Source organism: Labrys miyagiensis (genome assembly GCF_030160835.1).
GTDB classification, from domain to species: domain Bacteria; phylum Pseudomonadota; class Alphaproteobacteria; order Rhizobiales; family Labraceae; genus Labrys; species Labrys miyagiensis.
On sequence record NZ_BSPC01000022.1, the window covers coordinates 44,021 to 64,549 of the forward strand.

The window sequence follows — 20,529 nt, forward strand, 5'->3', positions numbered from 1 at the left end:
TCACAACGAGTGCGGTCGCAGCCAGGCCGTCTGGTATGGAAGGCGAGTTGAACGTGCGTGCCACCCTGTCAGATGTTGCGCGAGAGGCCGGCTTTTCGTCGGCGACGGTGGATCGTGTCCTGAACGGCCGGCCTGGGGTGCGCAATCGCACCCGGGATATCATCCTCGATACCGCGCAGCGCCTCGGCTATGTCCTCGACAGCGCCGGCGGCGGCGAGGGCGAGGAGACGGGCGGGGCGGGAAGCCTGCGCCTCGACTTCGTCCTGCCCTCCGTCTCCAATGCCTTCATGCGCAAGCTCTGCGATCAGATCGAGGAACAGGCGGGCCAGCGTGCCGGCATCGACGCCCGCGTGCAGACGGTGGAGGATTTCACGCCGGACAACCTTGCCCGCGTGCTCTACGACCTGCGCGGCCGGACCAGCGGCGTCGGTGTCATCGCGCTCGACCATCCCACCGTGCGCGAAGCGATCCGCTCGCTCGCCGCCGATGGGGTAAAAGTCGTCACCATCGCCTCTGACATACTGTCTGTGCCACGCGTCGCCTATATCGGGATCGACAACCGCGCGGCGGGCCGGCTCGCCGGCTATCTCGCCGGGCGTTTCATGGGCGTCGGCAGGACCGGCAAGGTGGCGCTGTTCGCCGGCTCGCTGTCCTATCGCGGCCATGAGGAGCGCGAAATGGGCTTCCGCCACATCCTCGCCGAAGAGAATCCGGGCCTGCAGATCGTCGAATTGCGTGAGATGGGCGATGACAGCGCACGCGCCTATGGCGAGGCGAAGGCGCTGCTGGAGCGCCATCCCGATCTTTCGGCGATCTACAATATCGGCGCCGGCAGTTCCGGCATCGCCCAGGCCCTGAAAGAATGCGGCCGGGCGCGCTCGGTGGTCTTCGTCGGCCACGAGGTCACCGAGGACACCAAGCCGCTGCTGCTCGATGGCACGCTCGATGCGGTGATCGACCAGAACCCGCGCGTCGAGGCACGCGAGGCGCTCAACACGCTGATCCAGTCGATCCGTGGGCTGCCGATCATCGCCCACCCGCCGCGCTTGCAGGTAATCTTCAAGGAGAACATCCCGGAGGTGTGAGGACAATCGGATGCTTGGTGGCCAGCCCAATACTAACGACCAGTCATTCCCGGCCGAGCCACTCGCGAGCGTAGCGAGAGAGGGTGAGGGGAAGGGAGGCCAGGGGCTGGCGGGCTCAAACCTTTGGCCACTGGATCCCCGTCCCAACGCCTGCGGCGTCGCCGGGGATGACAGCTACATCCCGCAACCCCTGCTTCAAAGACTCCGTCAGCCAATCATACTCCCTGGTTGGAAACTGTTTCGCATCGCCACCCCCTTGGCATCGTTCCTGCTTGGCTTCAGCATGCCGTGTTGAAGCAAGCGGGGAGGGCCAAACATGGATGCCGTCTGTCGTGATCCGGTCACGCTTGACCTGTGGCACCCCATCGGCGCCAGCGCCGAAGCCCCCGCTGGGAAGGTGGTCGAGACCGTGCTGCTCGGCGCGCGCATAGGTTATGTCGTTGGAGCCGACGGCAAGGCCGCTGCCTGGCGCGCTCGCCCCGACTTGCCGGCCGGCAGTGCCGCCGATCCCGCCGGCATTCCCGATCCGCTGCCGGCCAGGACAGCCTATGGCTATGTCTGGACCTCGCTGGGCACGCCCGCCGAACTCTTCGCCATTCCCGAATACGAGGAGGAGGACCGCCGCCGTCTCAATGCCGCGACCATCGGCGTGCACGTCTCCGCGCCGCGCGCCATCGAGAACTTCCTCGATATGGGCCATTTCCCCTATGTCCACACCGACATCCTAGGCGCCGAGCCGCATACCGAGGTGAAGGAATATGACGTCGAGATTTCGGTGGAGCATGACGAAATTCTCGCCACGCGCTGCCGCTTCTTCCAGCCGATGGCCTCGCAGGCCTCCTCGGGCGGCGCCGAGGTCGAATATGTCTACCGCGTGCCGCACCCCTTCTGTTCCGTGCTCTACAAGTCGAGCCCGGTTGACGAAACGCGCCGCGACGTCATTGCCGTCTTCCTGCAGCCGGTGAGCGAGGAGCGGGTGCGGGCCCATCTGATGCTCTGCGTGCTCGATGAGTCGAGCGAGGACAAGGTGATCAGACGCTTCCAGCAGACCATCTTCGGGCAGGACAAGCCGATCCTGGAGAACCAGTTCCCCAAGCGCCTGCCACTCGATCCACGCGCGGAGACGCCGATCCGCGCCGATAAATCCGCCGTCGCCTATCGCCGCTGGCTGAGCCGAAAGGGTCTCACCTATGGCGTCATCCCGGCAGCAGCGTGAGGAGGGGCCGGTGAGCAAAGCGTCCCGCTGGCATCCGATCGCGGCGAGCCACGATCTGCCCTATCGCCACGTCTTCCACGCCCAGCTGTTCGGGCGCGAATTCGCCGTCTGGCGCGCCGATGACGACAACATCAATGTCTGGGAGAACCGCTGCCTGCATCGCGGTGTGCGGCTGTCGATCGGCATCAATGACGGGCGCGAGCTGAAATGCCAGTATCACGGCTGGCGCTATGCAAACCGCACCGCGGGCTGCACCTATATTCCCGCCCATCCCGCCGACGCCCCGGCGCGCACTATCACCAACCGCACCTTTCCGGTGCTCGAACGCTATGGGCTCGTGTGGACGACGCTGGAGGCCGACAGCCCCGCGCCGGAAGGGCCTCTGGCGGAGGAAGGGCCGCTGCTGACTTTGCGCGGCATCCCGGTGAATGCCCTGGCCACGAAGGTCGTGGAGGCCCTCAGGACCTATCCACTCGGCACCGATCTGGCAGGCAAGGTTGAGGTAGAAGGCGAGGGGACGATCGTCCTGAGGAGCTGCGACAAGCGCATCGCCTTCTTCGTCCAGCCGGTCGATGCGGACCGCTGCGTGATCCGCGGCGTAGTGGAAGGCGAGGTACCGACCCATGAGCGCATCGCCGTCCTTCGCTCGCACAATGAGCACCTTGGTGCGCTACGCGACAAGGTCGAACGCCTCGCGGCGCTGGAGCCGGCTCCGGCGCCGATCGAGCCCTTCTTCGAGCGGGTACCGGCCGAGCTAGCCGAGATGCCACCGCTCGCCGCCTCTGGGCGCAAGCCGGCGCTGCGTGTTCAGGTGAACCGCAAATGGCAGGCAGGCGAGGGCATCGCGGCCTTCGAACTGCGGCCGATCAAGGGCGTACTGCCGACCTTTCAGCCCGGCGCGCATATCGATGTCCACATGCCCAATGGCGAGATCCGGCCCTATTCCGTCATCAATGGTCCGGGCGAGACGGATCACTACACCATCGGCGTGAAGCTCGACGCGGAGTCGAAAGGCGGCTCGCGCTGCATGCATGAAAGCGTGCGGGAGGGCGACGTGCTCGCCATTTCCGAGCCGCGCAACAATTTCCCGCTGCGCCGCGACGCGGTGCGGACCTATCTCATCGCAGGCGGCATCGGCATCACGCCCCTGCTCGCCATGGCACAGACGCTGCACAACCAGGACCTGCCCTTCGAACTGCACTATTTCGCACGAGGCGAGGCTGGCCTTGCCTTTCGCGAGCGCCTTGCCGCGTTGGGTGCCTCCTTGCTCCCGCACCTCGGTCTTGACCGCGAGGAGACGGCGCGGGAGATCAGGGCCGCCCTGCCATCCTATCGCTACGGCCTGCACGCCTATCTTTGCGCTTCGGGTGGCATGCTCGAAACCGCACGGGCTATCGCCGCGGAGAAGGGTTGGCCTGAGGAGGCTGTGCATTTCGAGTATTTTAAGAACGAGACCGCGATCGAGGACCAGTCGAGCTTCGAGATCGCACTCGCCCGCTCTGTCATGACCCTTCCGGTCCCCGCAGGCCGCACCATCCTCGACGTCCTGCGGGAGCATGGTGTCGACATGCCATCCTCCTGCGAGCAGGGCGCCTGCGGCACCTGCCTTGCCAGCGTCATCGAAGGCGAGCCGCTGCACCAGGACGTCTATCTCACGCCCGCCGAACGGCGCGCCGGCACCAGCATCATCACCTGCGTCAGCCGGGCCAGATCCGCCCGTCTCGTGCTAGATTTGTAAGGCGCGGCATGATCAGGCTCTACGACTTCGAGCTTTCCGGCAATTGCTACAAGGTGCGGCTGATGCTGGGCATTCTCGGCATGCCTTACGAAGCCGTGCCCGTCGATTTCTATCCGGGCCGGGAACATCGCTCGGACTGGTTCCTGCGCCTCAACCCGCTCGGCCAGCTTCCCGTCATCGAGGATGACGGTTACGTGCTGCGCGATGCCCAGGCGATCCTCGTCTATCTCGCCGCCAAGGCCGATCCCACGGGCAGTTGGTATCCGCGCAACAATCCAGCGTTGCTCGGCGAGGTCAGCCAATGGCTTGCCTTCGCCGATGCCATCACCGCGACTGCGGGTGCGACGCGTCTGCATGAGAACTTCTTCTACGAACTCGATATCGAGGCGGCGCGCGCCGGCGCTCATCGGCTCTTCCGTATCCTCGACGAGCATCTGTGGTTCGGCGAGCAGGAGGGGCGCGACTGGCTCTGCGCCGCTGTCCACCCCACCATCGCCGACATCGCCTGCTTTCCCTATGTGATGCTCTCGGAAGAGGGCGGCATTCCTCGCCTCGATTATCCCGCGCTGCGCCGCTGGTGCGACCGGGTGAAACGTATCAAGGGCTTCACGGTGATGTCGGGCGTGTTTCCGGCGGGGCGGGGGAGGCCGGTTCCGGCACAAGCCTGATGCTGCTTACGGGGGCGGGTCTTCAGACCCGCTGTTGGCTGCACTTGTGCCGGAAAGAGCCGGGTCTGAAGACCCGCCCCCCAACTTCGCATCCCTTGAAGCGCGTCGCCCGCTATTTCCGGCCGAGGAGTGCCTGGAAAGCGCTGACAAGGTCGGTGGTGCCATGAAAGACCTGTCCGGCACCGTCCTCGACGTCGATCAGCCCGCGATTATGGGCGTCGTAAAGTTCGGTCACGAGCCCTGCGCCGCTGTCGCTCAGGCCAGCACTCAGCATGGTCTGGTGCCAAGCTTGGCGGGGCACCTCGAAGGCGACGACCTCCCGGTTCAGCAGGGTGGTCAGGGCCTTCGCTACGTCTGCAGGCGTATAGCGCTCCGGGCCTTCGACATGAAACAGGCCGGCGGTCGCGGCTCCGCTCTGACGCTGCATTAGGATCTCGGCGGATATCCGGCCGACGTCGGGTGCGGAGACGGTCGGAAAGCGCTTGCTCAACGGGTGGTGCAGGCTGGGCAGCCGGCCCGAGTCTGCCGCAATGCGGATCACCCGGGCCCAATTCTCCATATGCTCGGCTGAACGCAGGAAGATGGCCTCGGTCGGGAGGGCCCTGAGTTGCACTTCCAATTCGTGGAAGAGCACGGTGATGCCGGTGCCGCTCTCGATCTCAGCGCCATAGTCGGAGATTGCCAAGGTTGCCTGAGGCCGCACTGCCGTCAGAGCCTTTGCGATGCTTTCAATGGAGCGGCCCATCTCCGCTCCGGCATCCCCGGCCCTCGGGGCCGGCGGGCAGATGACCTGCACGAAAGCGGCTCCATCGAAGGCCCGGGCCAGGGCGTCGGCATCGTGCAGATCGGCGGTCGCCACCTCGCAGCCGAGTGCCTCGAAGGCGGCGGCTTTCGAGGGATCGCGAAGGATCGCGCGCACCGGCCGGCCGGCCGCTCGCAGGGTGGAGACGGTTGCCCGGCCGACTTTTCCGGCGGCGCCCAGGATTGCAAACATGATCATTCCCTCAAGTTTCGATGAGGGGAGCATGCCGATCGGCACCGGTCCTGTCGCTCAGGTTGAGCCGGCCCGTTGCAGGTTCGGCCGCGGTCACAGCCGTTGGCGCAGGATTTCGCCTGGCGTCATGCCGATGAGACGGCGCATCCACGTCGCCATATGGCTCTGATGGGCGAATCCGGCCGCCAGGGCGACCTCGCTCATCGGCATATCGCCGGCCAGCAGCAACGCCCGCGCCCGTTCCACCCGCCGGCGCACGACATATTGATGCACCGGCATGCCGAAGCTGCGGGGGAACAGTTGCTTGAGTTGAGAAAGCCCAAGGCCTGCGGTCTCGGCAAGTTCTGCCAGGGACAGGGAGCGGTCGAGATGGCTCTCGATGAAATCGGCGAGCAGGCGATGCTGGCGAGGCGAGAGCCGGGCCAGCCAGGAAAGATCCGGCCCATCCGGGATCGCCAAGAGCCGGGCGGCCAGCGCCTGGCCCAGGGATTGCGCGTAGAGAGGATCTGAGGGGATATCAGCCTCGAGCTCGGCCTTGATCGCCGCAGCGATCGCCTCGATGCGAGGATCGCGCAGCTGGAAGACCGGCCGCAGCGCGAACCGGCTGGGAGGTCCGTCGAGTTCTTCGGCAACCTTGCTCAGCAAGGCGGGCGCAAGACGAAGCCTCAGGATAGTGCAGGCGGCATCGTCCTCCCAACTGCCGTCGAGCCCGGCCGGAATGACATCGATGTCGCCATGCTTCTGGACGCGCCGCGAGCGCCGCCCGTCGGAGCGGCAATCGGCATTCACGGGGGTGCCGAAATGGATGCCGAGGCGGTGCATCTCGCCACCGCCGACATGGTGCCGGCCCCTTGGAATGCGCAGGAACTCCGCCTCGAGGGAGTGCCAGCCCCTCCCGGCGCTGGTCAGGAGGATGCTCGCTTGCTCCGCCACTCGCGCGGTGCCGATGTAACGGTCCATGGTGCCACCTCCTCGGCCTCAACATAGGTTGGGGAGGAGGCTATTGCGAGGGTGTGGCTTCCCGGGTGCGCGGACGTCTCGTCCGCTCTTGGAAACGGCTTGTTCGCGGGATTGGCGTCAGAGATGTCGCGCTTACGCGGCCAACCGTGACACTTTCGGCATTCGCGGGCTTCCCCAAGAGCGGACGAGACGTCCGCGCACCCGGGAAGGGACTATCCCCCCACCATCAGCTTGACGATCTCGTCGTGGTTCGTCTCGGCGATCTTGCGCTCGCCCGCCAGCGTGCCGCGCCGCAGCACGACGATGCGATCGGACACGGCGAAGATGTCCTGCAGATTATGCGAGATGAAGATGATGCCCCGGCCCTGCGCCTTCAGGGTCTGGATCAGCGAGACGACCTTGCGCTGCTCGGGCACGCCGAGGGCCGCGGTCGGCTCGTCCATGATCAGCACCTGGGCGTTCCAGTAGACGGCGCGGCCGATGGCCACGGCCTGGCGCTGGCCGCCGGAAAAATTTCCGACGGGTGCCGTGAGGCGCGTCACGTGGAAGTCGAGCCGCGCCATGGTCTCCTTGGCCGCCTCGGCCATCTTGGCGCGGTCGAGCACCGGCAGGAAGCCGAATGCCTTACGCATCGGCTCGCGGCCGAGGAAGATGTTGGCGCCGATGGAGAGATTGTCGGCCAGCGCCAGGTCCTGGTAGATCGTCTCGATGCCATGGCCGCGGGCGGCCTCGGGGGTGGCGAACTTCACCGCCTCGCCATTGAGGCGGATCTCACCCATGTCGGCATGGTAGACGCCCGAGATCGTCTTGATCAGGGTCGACTTGCCGGCGCCGTTGTCACCTGCCAGGGCCACGACCTCGCCGGGAAACAGCGTCATCGAGACGCCGTTGAGCGCGGTAACGCCGCCGAAGCGCTTGGTGATGTCGCGAACTTCGAGAAGAGGCTGGGTGCTCATGAACGGCGTCCTCCCGAGATGCTGCGCTGGGCCTGGTCGACCAGCACCGAGACGATGATGACGACGCCGACCGAGACGAACTGCCAGAACGGTTCGACATTGATGTAGACGAGGCCGAACTGGATGACGGCGATGACGAGGGAGCCTGCCAGCGTACCCAAGATCGAGCCCGAGCCGCCGAACAGGCTGGCGCCGCCGATCACCACCGCGGCGATCGAGTCGAGCAGCAGCGGCTCGCCCGCCTGCGCCGCACCGGCGGTGAAGCGGGCGGCATAGAGCACGCCGCCGATGCCGGCGCAGATGGCCGAGAGGATATAGAGCTTCTGAGTATGCCAGCCGACATTGATGCCGGCCCGCAGAGCTGCCTGCTCGCTGGCGCCGATGGCATAGGTGTGCTGGCCGAAGCGGGTCTGCGACAGGATGTAATGCATCACCAATAGGAAGATCACGGTCACGATCACCACCACCGGCAGGCCATAGAAGCGGCCGTTGCCAAGCGCGGAGAACCAGGCATTCGATACCGGCACCGTGGTGCCGCCGGCCAGCAGGAAGGCGACGCCGCGCGCCACGCCATACATGCCGAGCGTGCCGATGAACGGCGGCACCCGCAGTTTGGAGATCAGCAGGCCGTTGATGAGGCCCGGAATGATGGCGACCGCTATGCCCGCAACGCTGCCGATCAACATGGCGGGAAACAGCGGCATGAAACCACCCACCATATTGACGGCGTGGGCCGCCACCACGGCCGACAGGCCCATGATGAAGCCGATCGACAGGTCGATGCCACCGGAGATGATCACGAAGGTCGAGCCGAGGGCGAGCAGGAGCGGTGCAACCGTATAGATCGAGATCGACTGCATGGTCGAGAGCGAGAAAACGAAGGTCGAACCATAGGCGATCCGGGCCCAGAGCTCGAAGAAGACCAGCAGCAGGATGAGGAAGAGCCAAGCCCGCAGTTCCGCGATGCGCAGAAGCAGGGGGTGAGGCCCTGAGGCGGGCTGCGACCCTTGGGTCAGGGATGAGGGGGCTGACGACATCGGCCGCTCCGTTCGAAACAGGAAGAAACGCCGGATGGGCGGCGCGGGGGGTGCCGGTCTTCAGAGCCTGGCCAAAAAATCGAGAAGTGATCGAGAAGGCCGCAGACTTTGTCATGCCCGGGCTTGTCCCGGGCATCCAGTTGCACAATCCGCTAAGGGCTGCGCGCCTGGCTTGCCGGGACAAGCCCGGCAATGACAAAAAGCTGAGGTTCCCGTGATTTTTCGATCAGTCGCTTCTTACCGACACACTTGTCGAAGTTGGTGCCGATCTCGCAAGGGCGGCCTTCAATCGAGCCGCCCGGGAGACCGGCACGCCAGGCTCAGTTCTGGTAGATGAAGCGCGCCACTTCCGGCTGGTCGACGTTGGACTTGTCCATCACCGTGAAGCCGGTGCCGATTGAGGTCGGGATCGACTGGCCGGTGAGATGGGCATAGGCCGCCATCACGCCGAAATAACCGATCTCGGCCGGGTGCTGGGCGATGGCGATATCGACCAGGCCGGACTTGAGGTTGTCGACGATCGAGGTTGGTGCATCGAAGGCGGCAACGCGGATCTTGCCGCTCTGGCCGGCCTGCTGCACGCCATTGGCGGCGCCGAGAGCCGAGAACAAGTTGGCGCCGAACACGCCGGCGAGGTCGGAATTGCGGGCATAGACGGACTGGAACTGCGAAGCCGCCTTGTTGGCGTCATCGTCGTTGAATTGCGTTTCAAGAACAGTGATGTCAGGGTACTTCTTCATCTCTTCCTTGAAGCCTTCCTCGCGCTGGTCCGTGGTGGAAACGCCGGGCTTCACATTGGAGACATAGACCTTGCCCTTGCCGCCGATGGCCTTGGAGAGAGCATCAGCCGCCATGCGGCCGCCGAGAAGATTGTCCGAGGCAACGTAGGAGAGCGGGAAATCGGCATCGCCCGCGCCGGTCTGATACTGGCCGGTGCCGATGAAGGTGTCGACGGTGATGACGGGAATGCCGGCATCGATGGCCTTCTTCAGGGGCTGGACCAGTTGCACCTTGTCGGTGGGGGCGATCAGGATCGCGTCAGGCTTGCGGGCGATCACGGCATCGAGCACCGGCGTCTGGGTGACCGGGTTGAAATCGGGCGCGCCCTGGAACACGAGTTCGGCGCCAACCGCCTTGGCAGCAGCCTCGGCGCCCTTGCGCATGGTGATGTAGAAGGCGTCTGTGGTCAGGCCCGGAATGAGGGCGATGGTGAATTTCTTGTCCTGGGCCTGCGCGGGCACGGCGAGCACACCAACGCCGATGGCAAGGGCCGCGAGGGCCGTGAGCAACTTCCTCATGTCGTTTCCTCTGTTTGCTGTTCGTTCGGTCTTGATGCCCGGTGCGGGGCCTCTTCTGGCGAGAGGTGCCGAACCGGCTACGGTTGCCAGAAGGCATCCGATGGCGTTTGGAAGGATGTGAATGGAACATCGTCTGGGCGCTGAGCGCAGCCCGGACAGTGTGGCTCCCTCCCAATATTATTTTTGTCTTTTCTATATTGTCAGACTATGGTTTGGAGGCAAAAGCGTCAATAAAATATATTGCGCGCGAAAAGCTTGACAGGGATGGGCTGCAATCGAGATCAAAAATTCAAACTAACTTATTGTTGAAAAGATATAAAATAACTTCAGCTCATACATGTGAACGGCGGTGATTGCGAACAAATTTACGACGTGTAAAAAATAAAATTGTTTCCGCGTGTAAAAATTGGAAACATCGGGAGGCGAGGGCATTATGGCTGTTCAGAAGATCAGGAACATGGCGGAATTCGCCCAGTTGAGCGGCATCTCGCGCCCGACCGTATCCAAATATTTCAACGATCCCTCCAGCGTGCGCAAATCGATCCGCAGCAAGATCGAGCGGGCGCTGGCAAAATACGATTACCGGCCCAACCTCTTCGCCGTGAATCTCAACAAGAAGCGGCCGAAGATCATCGGGGTGATCGTGCCAGACACCTCCGACATGTTCTTCTCCGAGATGGTACGCCATATCGAGATGCGCTGCGCGCTCGATGGCTATCTCGTGCTGGTGCTTTCCTCGCGCGGGGATCCTTCGCTGGAGGCGCGTTCGGTCGAAACCCTGCTGTCCCTGAAGATCGCGGGGGCGATCCTTGCACCGCTCGGCTCCATCACCGACGCCTCGCGCATGGAGAGCCTGAAAGCGCATATTCCGGTCGTCTATCTCGATTCCTTCCTGAGCGACGGCTCGCCTTTCGTCGGCACCGACAATGACCAGAGCATCGGGTTGATCACCGATTACCTCTGCCGCACCGGCTCGCCACCCTGCTTTTTCGAGATGCCAGCGGTGAACCACAATGCCGGCGAGCGCAGCAGGGCCTATATCCGCACCATGGAGCGCCTCGGCTTCCAGCCGGAGATCATCCGGGTGACCAGCAGGCCTGACTGGCGCTTCGAGGAGATCGGCTACAGCGAGGCGCTTGATGTCATCGATGGCAAGGGTTTCCCGTCCTCCACAGTGCTCTGCGCCAACGACCGCATCGCGGTGGGCGTCATGGCGGCCGCCTTCCAGCGCGGCATCAAGGTGGGGCGCGAGGCCGATTGCCGCCTGCGGGTCGCCGGCCATGACGACCAGCCCTATAGCCGCTACGGCTGCCCGCCGCTCACCACTGTCGCCCAGAACTTCTCGCGCATCGGCACGCTCTGCGTCGAGACCTTGCTGGCGAAGGTCGAGGGGGCGGGGACGACGCCCGGCGCCCCGCAGCAATTCCGCCTCGAGGCGCAGCTGATGATGCGCGCCTCGGCCTGACTGCGAACAAGAACGAAATCACGGAGAAGCCCGTGTTCATGTTGACGGATCTTGCGCCGGCAAGCCGCGCGGCATTGCCTCGGTCTGTGGACCCGTCGATATGGCGACAGGCCTGTCGCTTCCGGTGCGCGAGGTGCTCGACGATTATGCGGCCGCGATAAAGCCTGCGTGAGAGGCAAGGGCGATCGTTGACAGCGGCAGCCGAGGTCCCGACAGTGCGTCGCTTATTTCACTCCGGGAATCTTCTTTTCATGCAGCCAATCCATATTACCTATCTCAACCGCATCGACATCGAAGCGGCTGCCTTGACCGACCAGGAGATCCTCGCCGCCATCGAGCAAAGCCTGGGCATGCAGGGTCGCGGCGAGACGTCGATCGAGCCGCGCGTGCATCTCGAGCCGCGGGCAGGGGTGGAGGGCCATTTCAACGTGCTGCGCGGCTGGATCGGCGGCGAGATCGATGCCGCCGGCGTGAAGGTGGTCGGCGACTTCGTCGATAATTACAAGCAAGGCCTGCCGTCCGAGTTCGGCGTGCTCACCCTGTTCGACCCTCGCATCGGGGCGCCCAGGGCGATCATGGATGCGAGCGGCATCACCGACATGCGCACCGGCGCGGTCACGGCGATCGGCGCCAAGTATCTCGCCCGCAAGAACTCCAAGATACTCGGCCATATCGGCGCCCGCGGCACTGCCTATTGGAATGTGCGGCTGCTCGACAGCCTGTTCGACTTCGACGAGATCCGTGTGCATTCCCGCCGCCCCGAAAGCCGCAATGCCTTCGCCGAGCGGCTTGGCAAGGACTTGGGCAAGAAGATCGAGGTGACAGAAGACTGGCGCACCTGCGTCGAGGGTGCCGACATCGTGGTAGAGGCTTCGCGCCTCTCGAAGCCCGAGCCGATGCTGAAGACCGATTGGATCAAGCCTGGCGCCTTCGTGGTGCCCTATGGCACGATGAGCGCGGTGGAACTCAGCCTCACCGACATCATGTCCAAGCTGGTGGTCGACGACTGGGGCCAGTGCAAGGGTGGCAAGTTCGGTTCCCTCCGCGCCCATGTCGAGGCCGGCAAGCTGTCGGAACAGACGCTCCATGCCGAGCTGGGCCAGATCGTCGCCGGTCTGAAGCCGGGCCGTCAGAGCGAAGAGGAGACCATCCTGTTCTGGCATCGCGGCCTGTCGCTATCCGACATCGCCCTCGGCCACGCCTTCCTGAAGAAGGCGAAAGGCAAGGGGCTCGGGCAGACGCTTCGTTATGCGTGAGGCGCACGAAACGCGGAGTGGCAGTCTCCGACTGCCATCTTCCTCACCTGCAAACGCGTCGTTTCCAAGATTGTCGATCGGAGATCGACACTCCATTCCTCCTTCGGATGGCTATGAACGAATTCACTCTACAGGCGGATAGACGCCTGACCCTCGCCGATGTCGTGGCCGCCTCCAAGGGGCCGCTGCGTGTCATTTTCGCTCCCAAAGTCGTCGAACGCATACAAAGGGCGCGGGCCGTCGTGGACGCGCATATCGCAGGCGACATCCCGGTCTACGGCCTCAACACCGGCCTCGGCGGCAATGTCGGTCATCGCATCAAGCCGGAAGAGATCCCGGCTTTCCAGGAGCAGATGGTGCGCGGCCGCATTGCCGGCGTCGGCGAGCAGTTGCCGGTCGAGACCTGCCGCGCCGCCCTGTTTTGCCGCATCGCGGCGCTGGCCAAGGGCGGCGGGGGCATCTCGCCGCATGTGCTGGAGCAGATGGTCGAGATGCTGGCGCGAGATGTCATCCCGGCCATTCCCTCGCGCGGCTCGCTCGGCACCGGCGATCTCATCATCCTGATGAGCGTGGCGGCAGTCGCGATCGGTCGCGGGCGGGCCTGGGTCGGCGGCCGGCTCTTGCCCGGCGCCGAGGCGCTGGCGAGTGCCGGGCTGAAGCCGGCGACGCTCGGCGCCAAGGACGGGCTCGCCATCGCCAACGCCTCCTCGGTCACGGTGGCGATGGCGGCGCTGTCGCTGGAGGCCGTCAGGGATATCCTCGACGTGCACGTCGCCGCCGCGACTCTGGCCTGCGAAGGCTACGGCGCCAATCCGCGCATCTTCGACGAGCGCCTGGCGCTGGCCCGGCCGGCGAGGGGGCAGGTCGAGGCGGCGGCCCTGTTCCGAAAAGGGCTCGAGGGCAGCGACCTGCACGGCAATGCCCGGCTGGTCCAGGATGCCATCAGCTTCCGCGCTCTGTCGCAGGTCACCGGCAGCACCTTCGCGGCCTACGAGGCGGCGAAGGAAGCAGTCGAGATCGAGCTCAACGCCGCCGCCGACAATCCGCTGGTGATCGCGGAGACGGGTGAGATCCACTCCTCGGCCAATTTCCACACGCCGGCCATCGCGCTCGCTTTCGATAGCCTCGCCATTGCCATGACCCATCTCGCCACGGCTTCGGCCAACCGCTCGATCAAGCTGATGACGGGCCGGCTCTCGGGTGTGCCGAACTATCTTTCGCCCGTCGGCGGTGCCTCGGCTGGCTTCGTGCCGATGCAGAAGGCGATCTCCGCCCTGCAGGCCGAGGTGCGCCTCAAGGCCGCCCCGGCGAGCCTCGACGGCCTCGCGGTCTCCGACACGGTGGAAGACCTGACGCCGCACTCGGCCCTTACCATCCGCAAGCTCGACGAGCAGAACGAGCTGACGCGCTGGCTAGTCACGATCGAGACGATGCTGGCGGCGCAGGCCTGCGATCTCCGCGCCGCCGGCAAGCCTCGCACCCTCGGCAAGGTCGGCACAAAGCTGCAGGCGCTGGTGCGGGCTGTGATCCCGGCGCTCGACACCGATCGCGAGACCGGGCCGGACGCGGAGGCCCTGCATGAAGTGCTATGGCAGGCGCCGACAGTGGCAGCGATCCACGAATTGGTTGGTTGAGCCTATGAGCACCCATGATAAGGAAGACCTCGCCCGCTTCTTCCTGAGCGTGCTACTCGGTCTGCGCGTGCTAGCGCGCACCACTGCGCGCCATGACCAACCTGGGGGAGCCTTGCGGCCCGTCCTCACCTCGCTGGGCTCGAAGGGTTCTTAGCCGATGGAAACAACGCGATGATCGATCTGGCTTTTCGGTAAAAGCTCATGTTACAGATCAACGCAATTGGAGGGATGGGGCGGCCTCCCGGCTTCGGCCCTGACCGGAGCAGAGGCCGCCCCGCCGCCTCAGGCCCTGCCGGGCTTCAGCGTCCCCTTGATCGTGTGGCAGGTGCCCTTGGGGACCAGCTTGAAGGACGCCTTGTCGAAGTCGACGGTCGAATGACCGGCGCAGTCATGCGCGCCGGCGGCGCAATCGTTCTGGCCCTTCAGTGCGACGCCGTAGCACTTCTCCTTGCCGATGGCCTGCTCGGGGCTCACCGGGCCGGCGAAGGCGGGCACTGCGATGGCGGCGATGGCCGAAGCGAGCGAGCCGGCAAGAGCGAGCGTTACGATACGACGATCCATTATGGTATCTCCATGAAAAGCAGCGAGCCGTCATCGGCTTGCAACGGCTCCTACGCCGGGGGCCTGGCGATCATTACGGCCTGTAACAAAGACGTGAACCCACGCGAAGAAGGGGTAGGACGTGCATAATTCCTTGCGCGAAAAGGAGTGGGCGACATGGTTGCGCGCAGCGATCGCGGGCGATGGGGTGGCTTATCAGCGCTTCCTGCAGGCGGTGACGCCGTTCCTGCGCGCCATGGCCCGCAGGCGTTGCGAAAGCTTTGGCGCACCGGCGAGCGAGGCGGAAGACGTGGTGCAGGAAGTGCTGCTTGCCATCCATCTCAAGCGCGGCACCTGGGATCCGGCCCGCCCGCTTGGCCCCTGGCTCTCCACCATCGTGCGCAACAAGATGATCGACACCATGCGCCGCCGCGGCCGCCTGGTGGCGGTGCCGATCGAGGACGTGATCGAGACCCTGGAAGCGGACGAGCAGGCCGACGATCTCGACCACCTCGACGTCGAGCGCCTGCTGGCCCGCCTCAAGGACCCGCAGCGCGACATCGTGCAATCCATCTCGGTGCGCGGCACCAGCATCCGCGACACCGCGAGCCGGCTCAACATGTCGGAGGGAGCCGTACGCGTGGCCCTGCACCGCGCCCTCAAGACGCTGGCCGCGCTCTACCGGAGTGACAATTCGTGAAGACCGATGATTTCATCAAGGCGCTGGCCGAGGACAATGCCGCCGGATGGCGGATTGGCAAAGCCTTCGCCGTGGCGCTGGCAGGAGGGGCGGTGATCACCGCAGTCCTGTTCTTCTCCAGCATCGGCATGCGGCCCGATGTCGACAATGCCATGCATACCGGGCGCTTCATGTTCAAGTTCCTGGTGACGCTCACCTTGGCGACCACCGCGACCGGGCTGATCCTGCGCATGGCCCAGCCGGGCGTTCCGCTCGGCGCCTGGGGCAAGGCGATTGCTGCAGCGCCGGCGCTGCTGGCCGCGGCCGTGATCATCGAGCTCGTGGTGATGCCATCTTCCACCTGGGAGGCGCGCTGGATCGGGTCCAACGCGCCCTATTGCATGACGCTGATCCCGTTGATGGCGGTGGGCCCGCTCGCCTGCATCCTCTACGTGATGCGCCAGGGCGCGCCGGAAAATCCGGGCCTGATGGGGGCGATCGCCGGCCTTGTCGCCAGCGGCATCGGCGCCACCTTCTATGCCTCGCATTGCCCGGACGACAGCCCGCTGTTCGTTGCGACCTGGTATCCGCTTGCGACGGGGATCGTGGTGCTTGCGGGCTATTTCGCTGGGAAGAAGTGGTTGAAGTGGTAGGGGGCGGGGGGCGGGTCTTCAGACCCGGCTCTTGAAAGCGCTCCGTTTGCGGACAAAGGAAGAGCCGGGTCTGAAGACCCGCCCCCCAATGTGGCGTTCTTCTTCCAATGCGCCGCGCTTCAAGCCTTCAAAAAGAAATGCCGACCCGAAGGTCGGCGCCATTCGCCTCAATGCGCAGTTGGTAGCGGCGCGGGCGCAGGCACCGGCGCAGGCTGCACCGAGGCGGGCGAGGGAGCCCGCATCTACTGCTCTTCCTCGAGCTTCTTCTTCTTGGCCTGCACGGCGAGATGGTGCCCGACAGCGCAGCCGCCGATGGCGCCAAGCACGGCGTGATGGCCGGCATAATGTCCGGCGACGCCACCTGCGACGGCGCCCGACAGGCAGCCCACGGCCTGGGCTTGTGGCGTCATGGAAAGGGAACCGGCCGCCAGGGCGGCGACGGTCCCGGCGATGAGGTGAAGGCGCATCCTGCTCTCCTGCGCGACTGCCCCCAACCGCACCGATGGCACGGCAATGCTGGCGCATTCAGGCGAAAATGCGGCCTAGCGAGTTACGTGACACACATAGTGAGGAACGGATATTCCGTTGCGTTATTTTATCATCTCGGCGCGTCGCCGAAACGGTATTCATGCGTGAGTTCATCGAGTTTCTTCTTGAGGTCCGGCGCGATGGCGTAGCCCGTCGCGGCGAGAGAATCATCGAGCTGCTCCGGCCGGCTCGCGCCGACGATCGGGGCGGTGATGATGGGATTGGCCAGCACCCAGGCCATTGCCAGGGTCACCGGAGAGACGCCGGCCTCGGCGGCCAGGGCGACATACCCTTCGACGGTATCGAAGGCGCGGTCGTTCCAGTAGCGCTTCTGGTAGCGCGCACCGGCCGTGCCGAGGGTGAAGCGTGTGCCTTCCGTTGGCGTGCCCCTTCTATGCTTGCCGGTCAGAAAACCGCCAGCGAGGGGATTGTAGGGGATGACGCCGAGACCTTCCTCGGCGCAAAGCGGCAGCAATTCACGCTCGATCTCGCGGAAGAGTAGGCTGTAGCGCGGCTGCACGCAGACGAAACGGGCGGTGTTTCTGAGATCGGCGCGGCCCAACGCCCGTGCCAGGCGATAGGCCAGGAAGTTGGAAACGCCGACATAGCGCGCCCGGCCGGATCGTACGATCACGTCGAGGGCTTCCAGCGTTTCGTCGATCGGTGTCGACGCATCGTCGGAATGGAGCTGGTAGAGATCGACATAGTCGGTGCCGAGCCGCTGCAGCGAGGTGTCGATGGCATCGAGCAGGTGCTTGCGCGAAGCGCCTTGCTCCCAGGAATTCGGGCCCATGGCGCCGCAGGCCTTGGTGGCAAGGATAAAGCTGCCGCGCCTGCCCTTGAGCCAGCGGCCGACGATTTCTTCCGTGCGTCCGACCGTGTCGAACCCGCCGCCGAGAGGGTAGACATCAGCGGTGTCGATGAAGTTGATGCCGCCCGCGGCCGCCTTGTCGAGGATCTGGCGCGAAAGGTCTTCTTCGATCTGCAGGCCGAAGGTCATGGTGCCCAGGCAGAGTTCGGAAACCTGCAGGCCTGTCTTGCCGAGGGATTTGATGCGCATGGGACGATTCGTTGGTGATTGGGAAATGAAGGTGAGGGAATGCGCAGGTTATCGGCCCTGCGGGTCGGCTTCGCCAAGCCCGAGCGGCATCACTTTTCGGTGTGGCCCTGTCCCTGCAGCGCCTGGATATAGGTGATGAAGAGTTCGCGCTCGGAGGTGATGTCGAGCTTCTCGTAGATGCGCAGGCGATGGTTCTTCACCGTACCGCGCTGCAGGTTGAGGCGCTGGGCAATGGCCGCGGTGGGATGTCCCTCGAGAATCAGCTTGACGATGTCGACCTCGCGAGGGGTCAGTGCCGGGTTGAGGCGGGAGATGATGATCTGGTCGTAATCGGCTGATGTAGAAGGGGCTTTTTCTACCATGAACAGCCAGCCCTGCGGCGCTAAGGCGTGGGCCGCCGACATGCGCGTGCGATGGAGGATATTGCCCTCGCCGAGCACCGCCTGACCGGCGTCCTCGGCTGCCAGGCGCTCGACCGCTCGCCTCAGGCCGGCATCGGCCTGTTCGAGCTTGCGCCAGGCCTCGCTCACATGCACGGCATTGCCGTCGCGGTCGCGGATCATCACCGCGCGCGGCAGCGAGGGGCCACTGCCGCCCTCGACCGCCAGGATCGCATTGACATGGGCGATATCGAGTCCGGCGAAGAGCGGGTAGAACACCTCGATGGACGTGCGTTCCGCACTTACGAAGCGTCCGACCTTGCGCTCGAGGAACATCGCCACGCTGGCCCGGCCGAGCGCCGGCAGGAAGATGCCGAGTTCGTCCGTGATGCTCGATTCCTCCAGGAACTCGCGGACATAGCGGCTGTGCCGGGTGGCGGTGGCCGGGAACATATCGAGCGAGACGACACCGGGCTGCTCGGTCCGCGTCCAGTAGCGGTAGAAGGGGTCGAAGACGAAGAAGGTCGTCTCGTATTGGCGGGCGAGGCTGTCGGAAAAGCCGTGATGCAGCAGGAAAGTCGGCTCGCCGACGGCCGAATAGCGCACGACGGTCGCGATGTCATGCGGCACCAGCGCCCGGAAGGCTGCCAGCAGCGCCGGATAGAAGCCCGAGATGCCTGCCAGCCGCGCGGCCTCGCCGAGGGCCGTGTTGATCGAGGCCAGCGGAAGGCCGGAGGCGAGGGCAGGCGATTTCATCCGACGCAAATCCAAAACGGGCAGGGCTCAGGCTAAAGCGTTTTGCGATTTGACGGAATCGGCAAGAATCGCAAAGACGCTTCGAACCAAAGAGTTGGAGCGAAGCAGCGTTTACGCTCAAACGCGTTTTGCTCTAGCGTGCCTTTGCGCCCTCTACCAGAGCGCCCCGCCGGTGATCTGGATATTCTCCGCGGTGATGCCCTTGGCCGCCTCGCTGCACAGGAACACCGCAAGGCCCGCCACCTCGTCCGGCTGGATGATGCGCTGCTGCGGGTTCTGGGCGGCGGTGCGGGCCATGGCGGCCTCCAGGCTCTCGCCCTTGCCCGCGCGCTCGACGACCTGCGCGACGTTGCGGCGCATCAGCTCGGTCTCGACCCAGGTCGGCGAGATCATCACGGCCGTCACGCCATGCGGCGCACCTTCCAGCGCCACGCAGCGCGTGAGGCCGAGCAGGCCGGATTTCGAGGCGCAGTAGGCCGGATTGTCCTTCCAGCCGACGCTCGCCGCCGTGGAGCCGATATTGATGATGCGGCCCCAGCCGCGCGCCATCATTTTGGGCAGCAGCGAACGGGTGGTGCGGAAGGCGCCGGTGAGATTGGTGTCGACGATCTTCTCCCACAGCGCGTCCGAATGTCCGCTCACGGGCTGTTCGGCCGTGGTGCCGGCGGCATTGACCAGGATGTCGATCGGGCCGCAAATCGCCTCGGCATCCGCAATGAAGGCGTCGATGACAGCGCTGGAACGCACATCGAGATGGCCGGCATGGACCTGGATGCCCAGCGCCGTGAGGGTAGCGCGCACCTGGTCGAGCTGCGCTTTCTCTGGATAGGCGGCGGCATCCCCGAGCCTTGCACCTTCGCCGATATAGGAGCCGACGGCGACATTGGCGCCCGCGGCGGCGAGCGCCTGGGCGATGGCAAAGCCCTGGCCGGTGAGGCCGCCGGTGACCAGGGCAGCATGGCCGTGGAGGGAGGGGGACATGAGGTTCTCTGCCTTCGTAATTTCGCGAGGATACCGCTGTGGCTGGGACCGCGGACGTCCTCGTCCGCCTCTTCCTTTCCCCCAACCGCAGCGCATCCAAGAGTGCGGGCGAGGACGCCCGCGGTCCCAGCCACAACGCCTATTTCTCCGCCGGCAGCGGCTGCTTCAGCCACTCGCGATAGAAGCCCTCCAGGTCCGGATCGAAGTCGTGCACGATCGGATAGCCGGGCGCCGCGGCCTCCACCTCGTGTAGCGTGCCACAGGACTGGCAAAGAAATTCGCGGATCTCCATCCATTCCGGATCGGGAATATCGGAATTGGGATAGATCTCGCGCAGCGCTTCCTTGCTCTTGCGCACGCGGATATGGGCGCCGAGCTTCCAGTTCTGCTTGTAATAGCCGAATTCCTGGCCGCATTCGCATTTGGTGACACGTCCACCAGGCGTTTCGGCGATGAAGAGGTGGTCGCTGACCGGCAGGAGTATCCGGTCTTTCCAGGGCACGCGCTCCTGCAGCACGTCGATATAGGTGTGGAAGCGATCATCGTCCTTGTAGGCGCTCATGATCTGCTTGGTCTGGTGCCAGGGCAGGGCGCCGGCGACGAGCTCGCGGATGGTTTCCTTGGGATAGCTGCTCATGGCGCGTC

21 protein-coding genes are annotated in these 20,529 nt (G+C 64.9%); 10 read left to right on the plus strand and 11 right to left on the minus strand.

What is annotated here, in order from left to right; translation table 11 throughout:
- Window positions 1-53: 53 nt before the first annotated feature.
- From QQL24_RS11615 to QQL24_RS11630, 4 genes are all read left to right on the plus strand, one after another.
- Window positions 54-1,085 carry a LacI family DNA-binding transcriptional regulator gene (locus QQL24_RS11615; protein WP_284312366.1) on the plus strand — a complete coding sequence of 344 codons (1,032 nt, stop codon included), beginning with the start codon at window positions 54-56 and terminating at the stop codon, window positions 1,083-1,085.
- 316 nt (window positions 1,086-1,401) lie between these two features.
- Window positions 1,402-2,301 carry an aromatic ring-hydroxylating oxygenase subunit alpha gene (locus tag QQL24_RS11620; RefSeq protein ID WP_284312186.1) on the plus strand — a complete coding sequence of 300 codons (900 nt, stop codon included), beginning with the start codon at window positions 1,402-1,404 and terminating at the stop codon, window positions 2,299-2,301.
- A gap of 10 nt (window positions 2,302-2,311) precedes the next feature.
- On the plus strand, window positions 2,312-4,039 hold the full coding sequence (locus tag QQL24_RS11625) for a Rieske 2Fe-2S domain-containing protein (protein WP_284312188.1): 1,728 nt from the start codon (window positions 2,312-2,314) through the stop codon (window positions 4,037-4,039).
- Between the two features lie 8 nt (window positions 4,040-4,047).
- The gene (locus tag QQL24_RS11630) at window positions 4,048-4,707 is read left to right on the plus strand and encodes a glutathione S-transferase family protein (RefSeq protein WP_284312190.1); all 660 of its coding nucleotides are present in this window, start codon (window positions 4,048-4,050) and stop codon (window positions 4,705-4,707) included.
- Between the two features lie 112 nt (window positions 4,708-4,819).
- Here QQL24_RS11630 and QQL24_RS11635 read toward each other — a convergent pair whose 3' ends face one another.
- The 5 genes from QQL24_RS11635 to QQL24_RS11655 form a co-directional block, all read right to left on the minus strand.
- Window positions 4,820-5,701, minus strand: coding sequence for an NmrA family NAD(P)-binding protein (locus QQL24_RS11635; RefSeq protein WP_284312191.1), 882 nt, complete (start codon window positions 5,699-5,701; stop codon window positions 4,820-4,822).
- Between the two features lie 93 nt (window positions 5,702-5,794).
- On the minus strand, window positions 5,795-6,661 hold the full coding sequence (locus QQL24_RS11640) for a helix-turn-helix domain-containing protein (RefSeq protein WP_284312193.1): 867 nt from the start codon (window positions 6,659-6,661) through the stop codon (window positions 5,795-5,797).
- Window positions 6,662-6,873: 212 nt separating this feature from the next.
- A complete protein-coding gene (locus tag QQL24_RS11645) occupies window positions 6,874-7,617 on the minus strand; it encodes an ATP-binding cassette domain-containing protein (RefSeq protein WP_284312195.1) in 744 nt (247 codons plus the stop codon).
- Window positions 7,614-8,654, minus strand: a complete 1,041-nt coding sequence (locus QQL24_RS11650; RefSeq protein WP_284312197.1) for an ABC transporter permease subunit — start codon at window positions 8,652-8,654, stop codon at window positions 7,614-7,616. The genes QQL24_RS11645 and QQL24_RS11650 overlap by 4 nt, the downstream gene beginning before the upstream one ends.
- A gap of 320 nt (window positions 8,655-8,974) precedes the next feature.
- A complete protein-coding gene (locus QQL24_RS11655) occupies window positions 8,975-9,952 on the minus strand; it encodes an ABC transporter substrate-binding protein (RefSeq protein WP_284312199.1) in 978 nt (325 codons plus the stop codon).
- 433 nt (window positions 9,953-10,385) lie between these two features.
- Between QQL24_RS11655 and QQL24_RS11660 the strand changes: the two genes are divergently transcribed.
- The 4 genes from QQL24_RS11660 to QQL24_RS11675 all read left to right on the plus strand — a co-directional run bounded on the left by QQL24_RS11660 (window position 10,386) and on the right by QQL24_RS11675 (window position 14,461).
- Window positions 10,386-11,417 (plus strand): LacI family DNA-binding transcriptional regulator, encoded by a 1,032-nt coding sequence (locus QQL24_RS11660; RefSeq protein WP_284312200.1) that lies wholly within the window; start codon window positions 10,386-10,388, stop codon window positions 11,415-11,417.
- A gap of 251 nt (window positions 11,418-11,668) precedes the next feature.
- On the plus strand, window positions 11,669-12,673 hold the full coding sequence (locus QQL24_RS11665) for an ornithine cyclodeaminase family protein (protein WP_284312201.1): 1,005 nt from the start codon (window positions 11,669-11,671) through the stop codon (window positions 12,671-12,673).
- Between the two features lie 113 nt (window positions 12,674-12,786).
- A complete protein-coding gene (locus QQL24_RS11670) occupies window positions 12,787-14,307 on the plus strand; it encodes an HAL/PAL/TAL family ammonia-lyase (protein ID WP_284312202.1) in 1,521 nt (506 codons plus the stop codon).
- 4 nt (window positions 14,308-14,311) lie between these two features.
- Window positions 14,312-14,461 carry a hypothetical protein gene (locus tag QQL24_RS11675; RefSeq protein WP_284312203.1) on the plus strand — a complete coding sequence of 50 codons (150 nt, stop codon included), beginning with the start codon at window positions 14,312-14,314 and terminating at the stop codon, window positions 14,459-14,461.
- 128 nt (window positions 14,462-14,589) lie between these two features.
- On the opposite strand, the gene QQL24_RS11680 is transcribed toward QQL24_RS11675, so the two are convergent.
- A complete protein-coding gene (locus QQL24_RS11680) occupies window positions 14,590-14,868 on the minus strand; it encodes a BufA1 family periplasmic bufferin-type metallophore (protein ID WP_284312204.1) in 279 nt (92 codons plus the stop codon).
- A gap of 121 nt (window positions 14,869-14,989) precedes the next feature.
- Here QQL24_RS11680 and QQL24_RS11685 point away from each other — a divergent pair, with 121 nt between their 5' ends.
- Together QQL24_RS11685 and QQL24_RS11690 are read left to right on the plus strand one after the other, a co-directional pair.
- A complete protein-coding gene (locus QQL24_RS11685; RefSeq protein ID WP_284312205.1) occupies window positions 14,990-15,547 on the plus strand; it encodes a sigma-70 family RNA polymerase sigma factor in 558 nt (185 codons plus the stop codon).
- On the plus strand, window positions 15,544-16,179 hold the full coding sequence (locus QQL24_RS11690) for an NrsF family protein (protein WP_284312206.1): 636 nt from the start codon (window positions 15,544-15,546) through the stop codon (window positions 16,177-16,179). The genes QQL24_RS11685 and QQL24_RS11690 overlap by 4 nt, the downstream gene beginning before the upstream one ends.
- A gap of 242 nt (window positions 16,180-16,421) precedes the next feature.
- Here the strand turns inward: QQL24_RS11690 and QQL24_RS11695 are convergent, their stop codons facing one another.
- The 5 genes from QQL24_RS11695 to QQL24_RS11715 form a co-directional block, all read right to left on the minus strand.
- Window positions 16,422-16,646 carry a hypothetical protein gene (locus tag QQL24_RS11695; RefSeq protein WP_284312208.1) on the minus strand — a complete coding sequence of 75 codons (225 nt, stop codon included), beginning with the start codon at window positions 16,644-16,646 and terminating at the stop codon, window positions 16,422-16,424.
- 131 nt (window positions 16,647-16,777) lie between these two features.
- The gene (locus QQL24_RS11700) at window positions 16,778-17,767 is read right to left on the minus strand and encodes an aldo/keto reductase (RefSeq protein ID WP_284312210.1); all 990 of its coding nucleotides are present in this window, start codon (window positions 17,765-17,767) and stop codon (window positions 16,778-16,780) included.
- A gap of 89 nt (window positions 17,768-17,856) precedes the next feature.
- Window positions 17,857-18,903: a helix-turn-helix transcriptional regulator gene (locus QQL24_RS11705; protein ID WP_284312211.1), complete on the minus strand. Its 1,047-nt coding sequence runs from the start codon at window positions 18,901-18,903 to the stop codon at window positions 17,857-17,859.
- A gap of 153 nt (window positions 18,904-19,056) precedes the next feature.
- A complete protein-coding gene (locus QQL24_RS11710) occupies window positions 19,057-19,884 on the minus strand; it encodes an SDR family NAD(P)-dependent oxidoreductase (protein ID WP_284312213.1) in 828 nt (275 codons plus the stop codon).
- A 139-nt stretch (window positions 19,885-20,023) separates the two neighbouring features.
- A complete protein-coding gene (locus QQL24_RS11715; protein ID WP_284312214.1) occupies window positions 20,024-20,521 on the minus strand; it encodes an acetone carboxylase subunit gamma in 498 nt (165 codons plus the stop codon).
- Between the last annotated feature and the right edge of the window lie 8 nt (window positions 20,522-20,529).

What these genes read in the sequence shown, in the direction of transcription:
- QQL24_RS11700 (WP_284312210.1), bottom strand. Translation starts at nt 17,767, where the DNA reads ATGCGCATCAAATCCCTCGGCAAGACAGGCCTGCAGGTTTCCGAACTC.
- QQL24_RS11715 (WP_284312214.1), bottom strand. Translation starts at nt 20,521, where the DNA reads ATGAGCAGCTATCCCAAGGAAACCATCCGCGAGCTCGTCGCCGGCGCC.
- QQL24_RS11640 (WP_284312193.1), bottom strand. Translation starts at nt 6,661, where the DNA reads ATGGACCGTTACATCGGCACCGCGCGAGTGGCGGAGCAAGCGAGCATC.
- QQL24_RS11660 (WP_284312200.1), top strand. Translation starts at nt 10,386, where the DNA reads ATGGCTGTTCAGAAGATCAGGAACATGGCGGAATTCGCCCAGTTGAGC.
- QQL24_RS11635 (WP_284312191.1), bottom strand. Translation starts at nt 5,701, where the DNA reads ATGTTTGCAATCCTGGGCGCCGCCGGAAAAGTCGGCCGGGCAACCGTC.
- QQL24_RS11655 (WP_284312199.1), bottom strand. Translation starts at nt 9,952, where the DNA reads ATGAGGAAGTTGCTCACGGCCCTCGCGGCCCTTGCCATCGGCGTTGGT.
- QQL24_RS11645 (WP_284312195.1), bottom strand. Translation starts at nt 7,617, where the DNA reads ATGAGCACCCAGCCTCTTCTCGAAGTTCGCGACATCACCAAGCGCTTC.
- QQL24_RS11695 (WP_284312208.1), bottom strand. Translation starts at nt 16,646, where the DNA reads ATGCGCCTTCACCTCATCGCCGGGACCGTCGCCGCCCTGGCGGCCGGT.
- QQL24_RS11675 (WP_284312203.1), top strand. Translation starts at nt 14,312, where the DNA reads ATGAGCACCCATGATAAGGAAGACCTCGCCCGCTTCTTCCTGAGCGTG.
- QQL24_RS11710 (WP_284312213.1), bottom strand. Translation starts at nt 19,884, where the DNA reads ATGTCCCCCTCCCTCCACGGCCATGCTGCCCTGGTCACCGGCGGCCTC.
- QQL24_RS11705 (WP_284312211.1), bottom strand. Translation starts at nt 18,903, where the DNA reads ATGAAATCGCCTGCCCTCGCCTCCGGCCTTCCGCTGGCCTCGATCAAC.
- QQL24_RS11680 (WP_284312204.1), bottom strand. Translation starts at nt 14,868, where the DNA reads ATGGATCGTCGTATCGTAACGCTCGCTCTTGCCGGCTCGCTCGCTTCG.
- QQL24_RS11670 (WP_284312202.1), top strand. Translation starts at nt 12,787, where the DNA reads ATGAACGAATTCACTCTACAGGCGGATAGACGCCTGACCCTCGCCGAT.
- QQL24_RS11650 (WP_284312197.1), bottom strand. Translation starts at nt 8,654, where the DNA reads ATGTCGTCAGCCCCCTCATCCCTGACCCAAGGGTCGCAGCCCGCCTCA.
- QQL24_RS11620 (WP_284312186.1), top strand. Translation starts at nt 1,402, where the DNA reads ATGGATGCCGTCTGTCGTGATCCGGTCACGCTTGACCTGTGGCACCCC.
- QQL24_RS11665 (WP_284312201.1), top strand. Translation starts at nt 11,669, where the DNA reads ATGCAGCCAATCCATATTACCTATCTCAACCGCATCGACATCGAAGCG.
- QQL24_RS11630 (WP_284312190.1), top strand. Translation starts at nt 4,048, where the DNA reads ATGATCAGGCTCTACGACTTCGAGCTTTCCGGCAATTGCTACAAGGTG.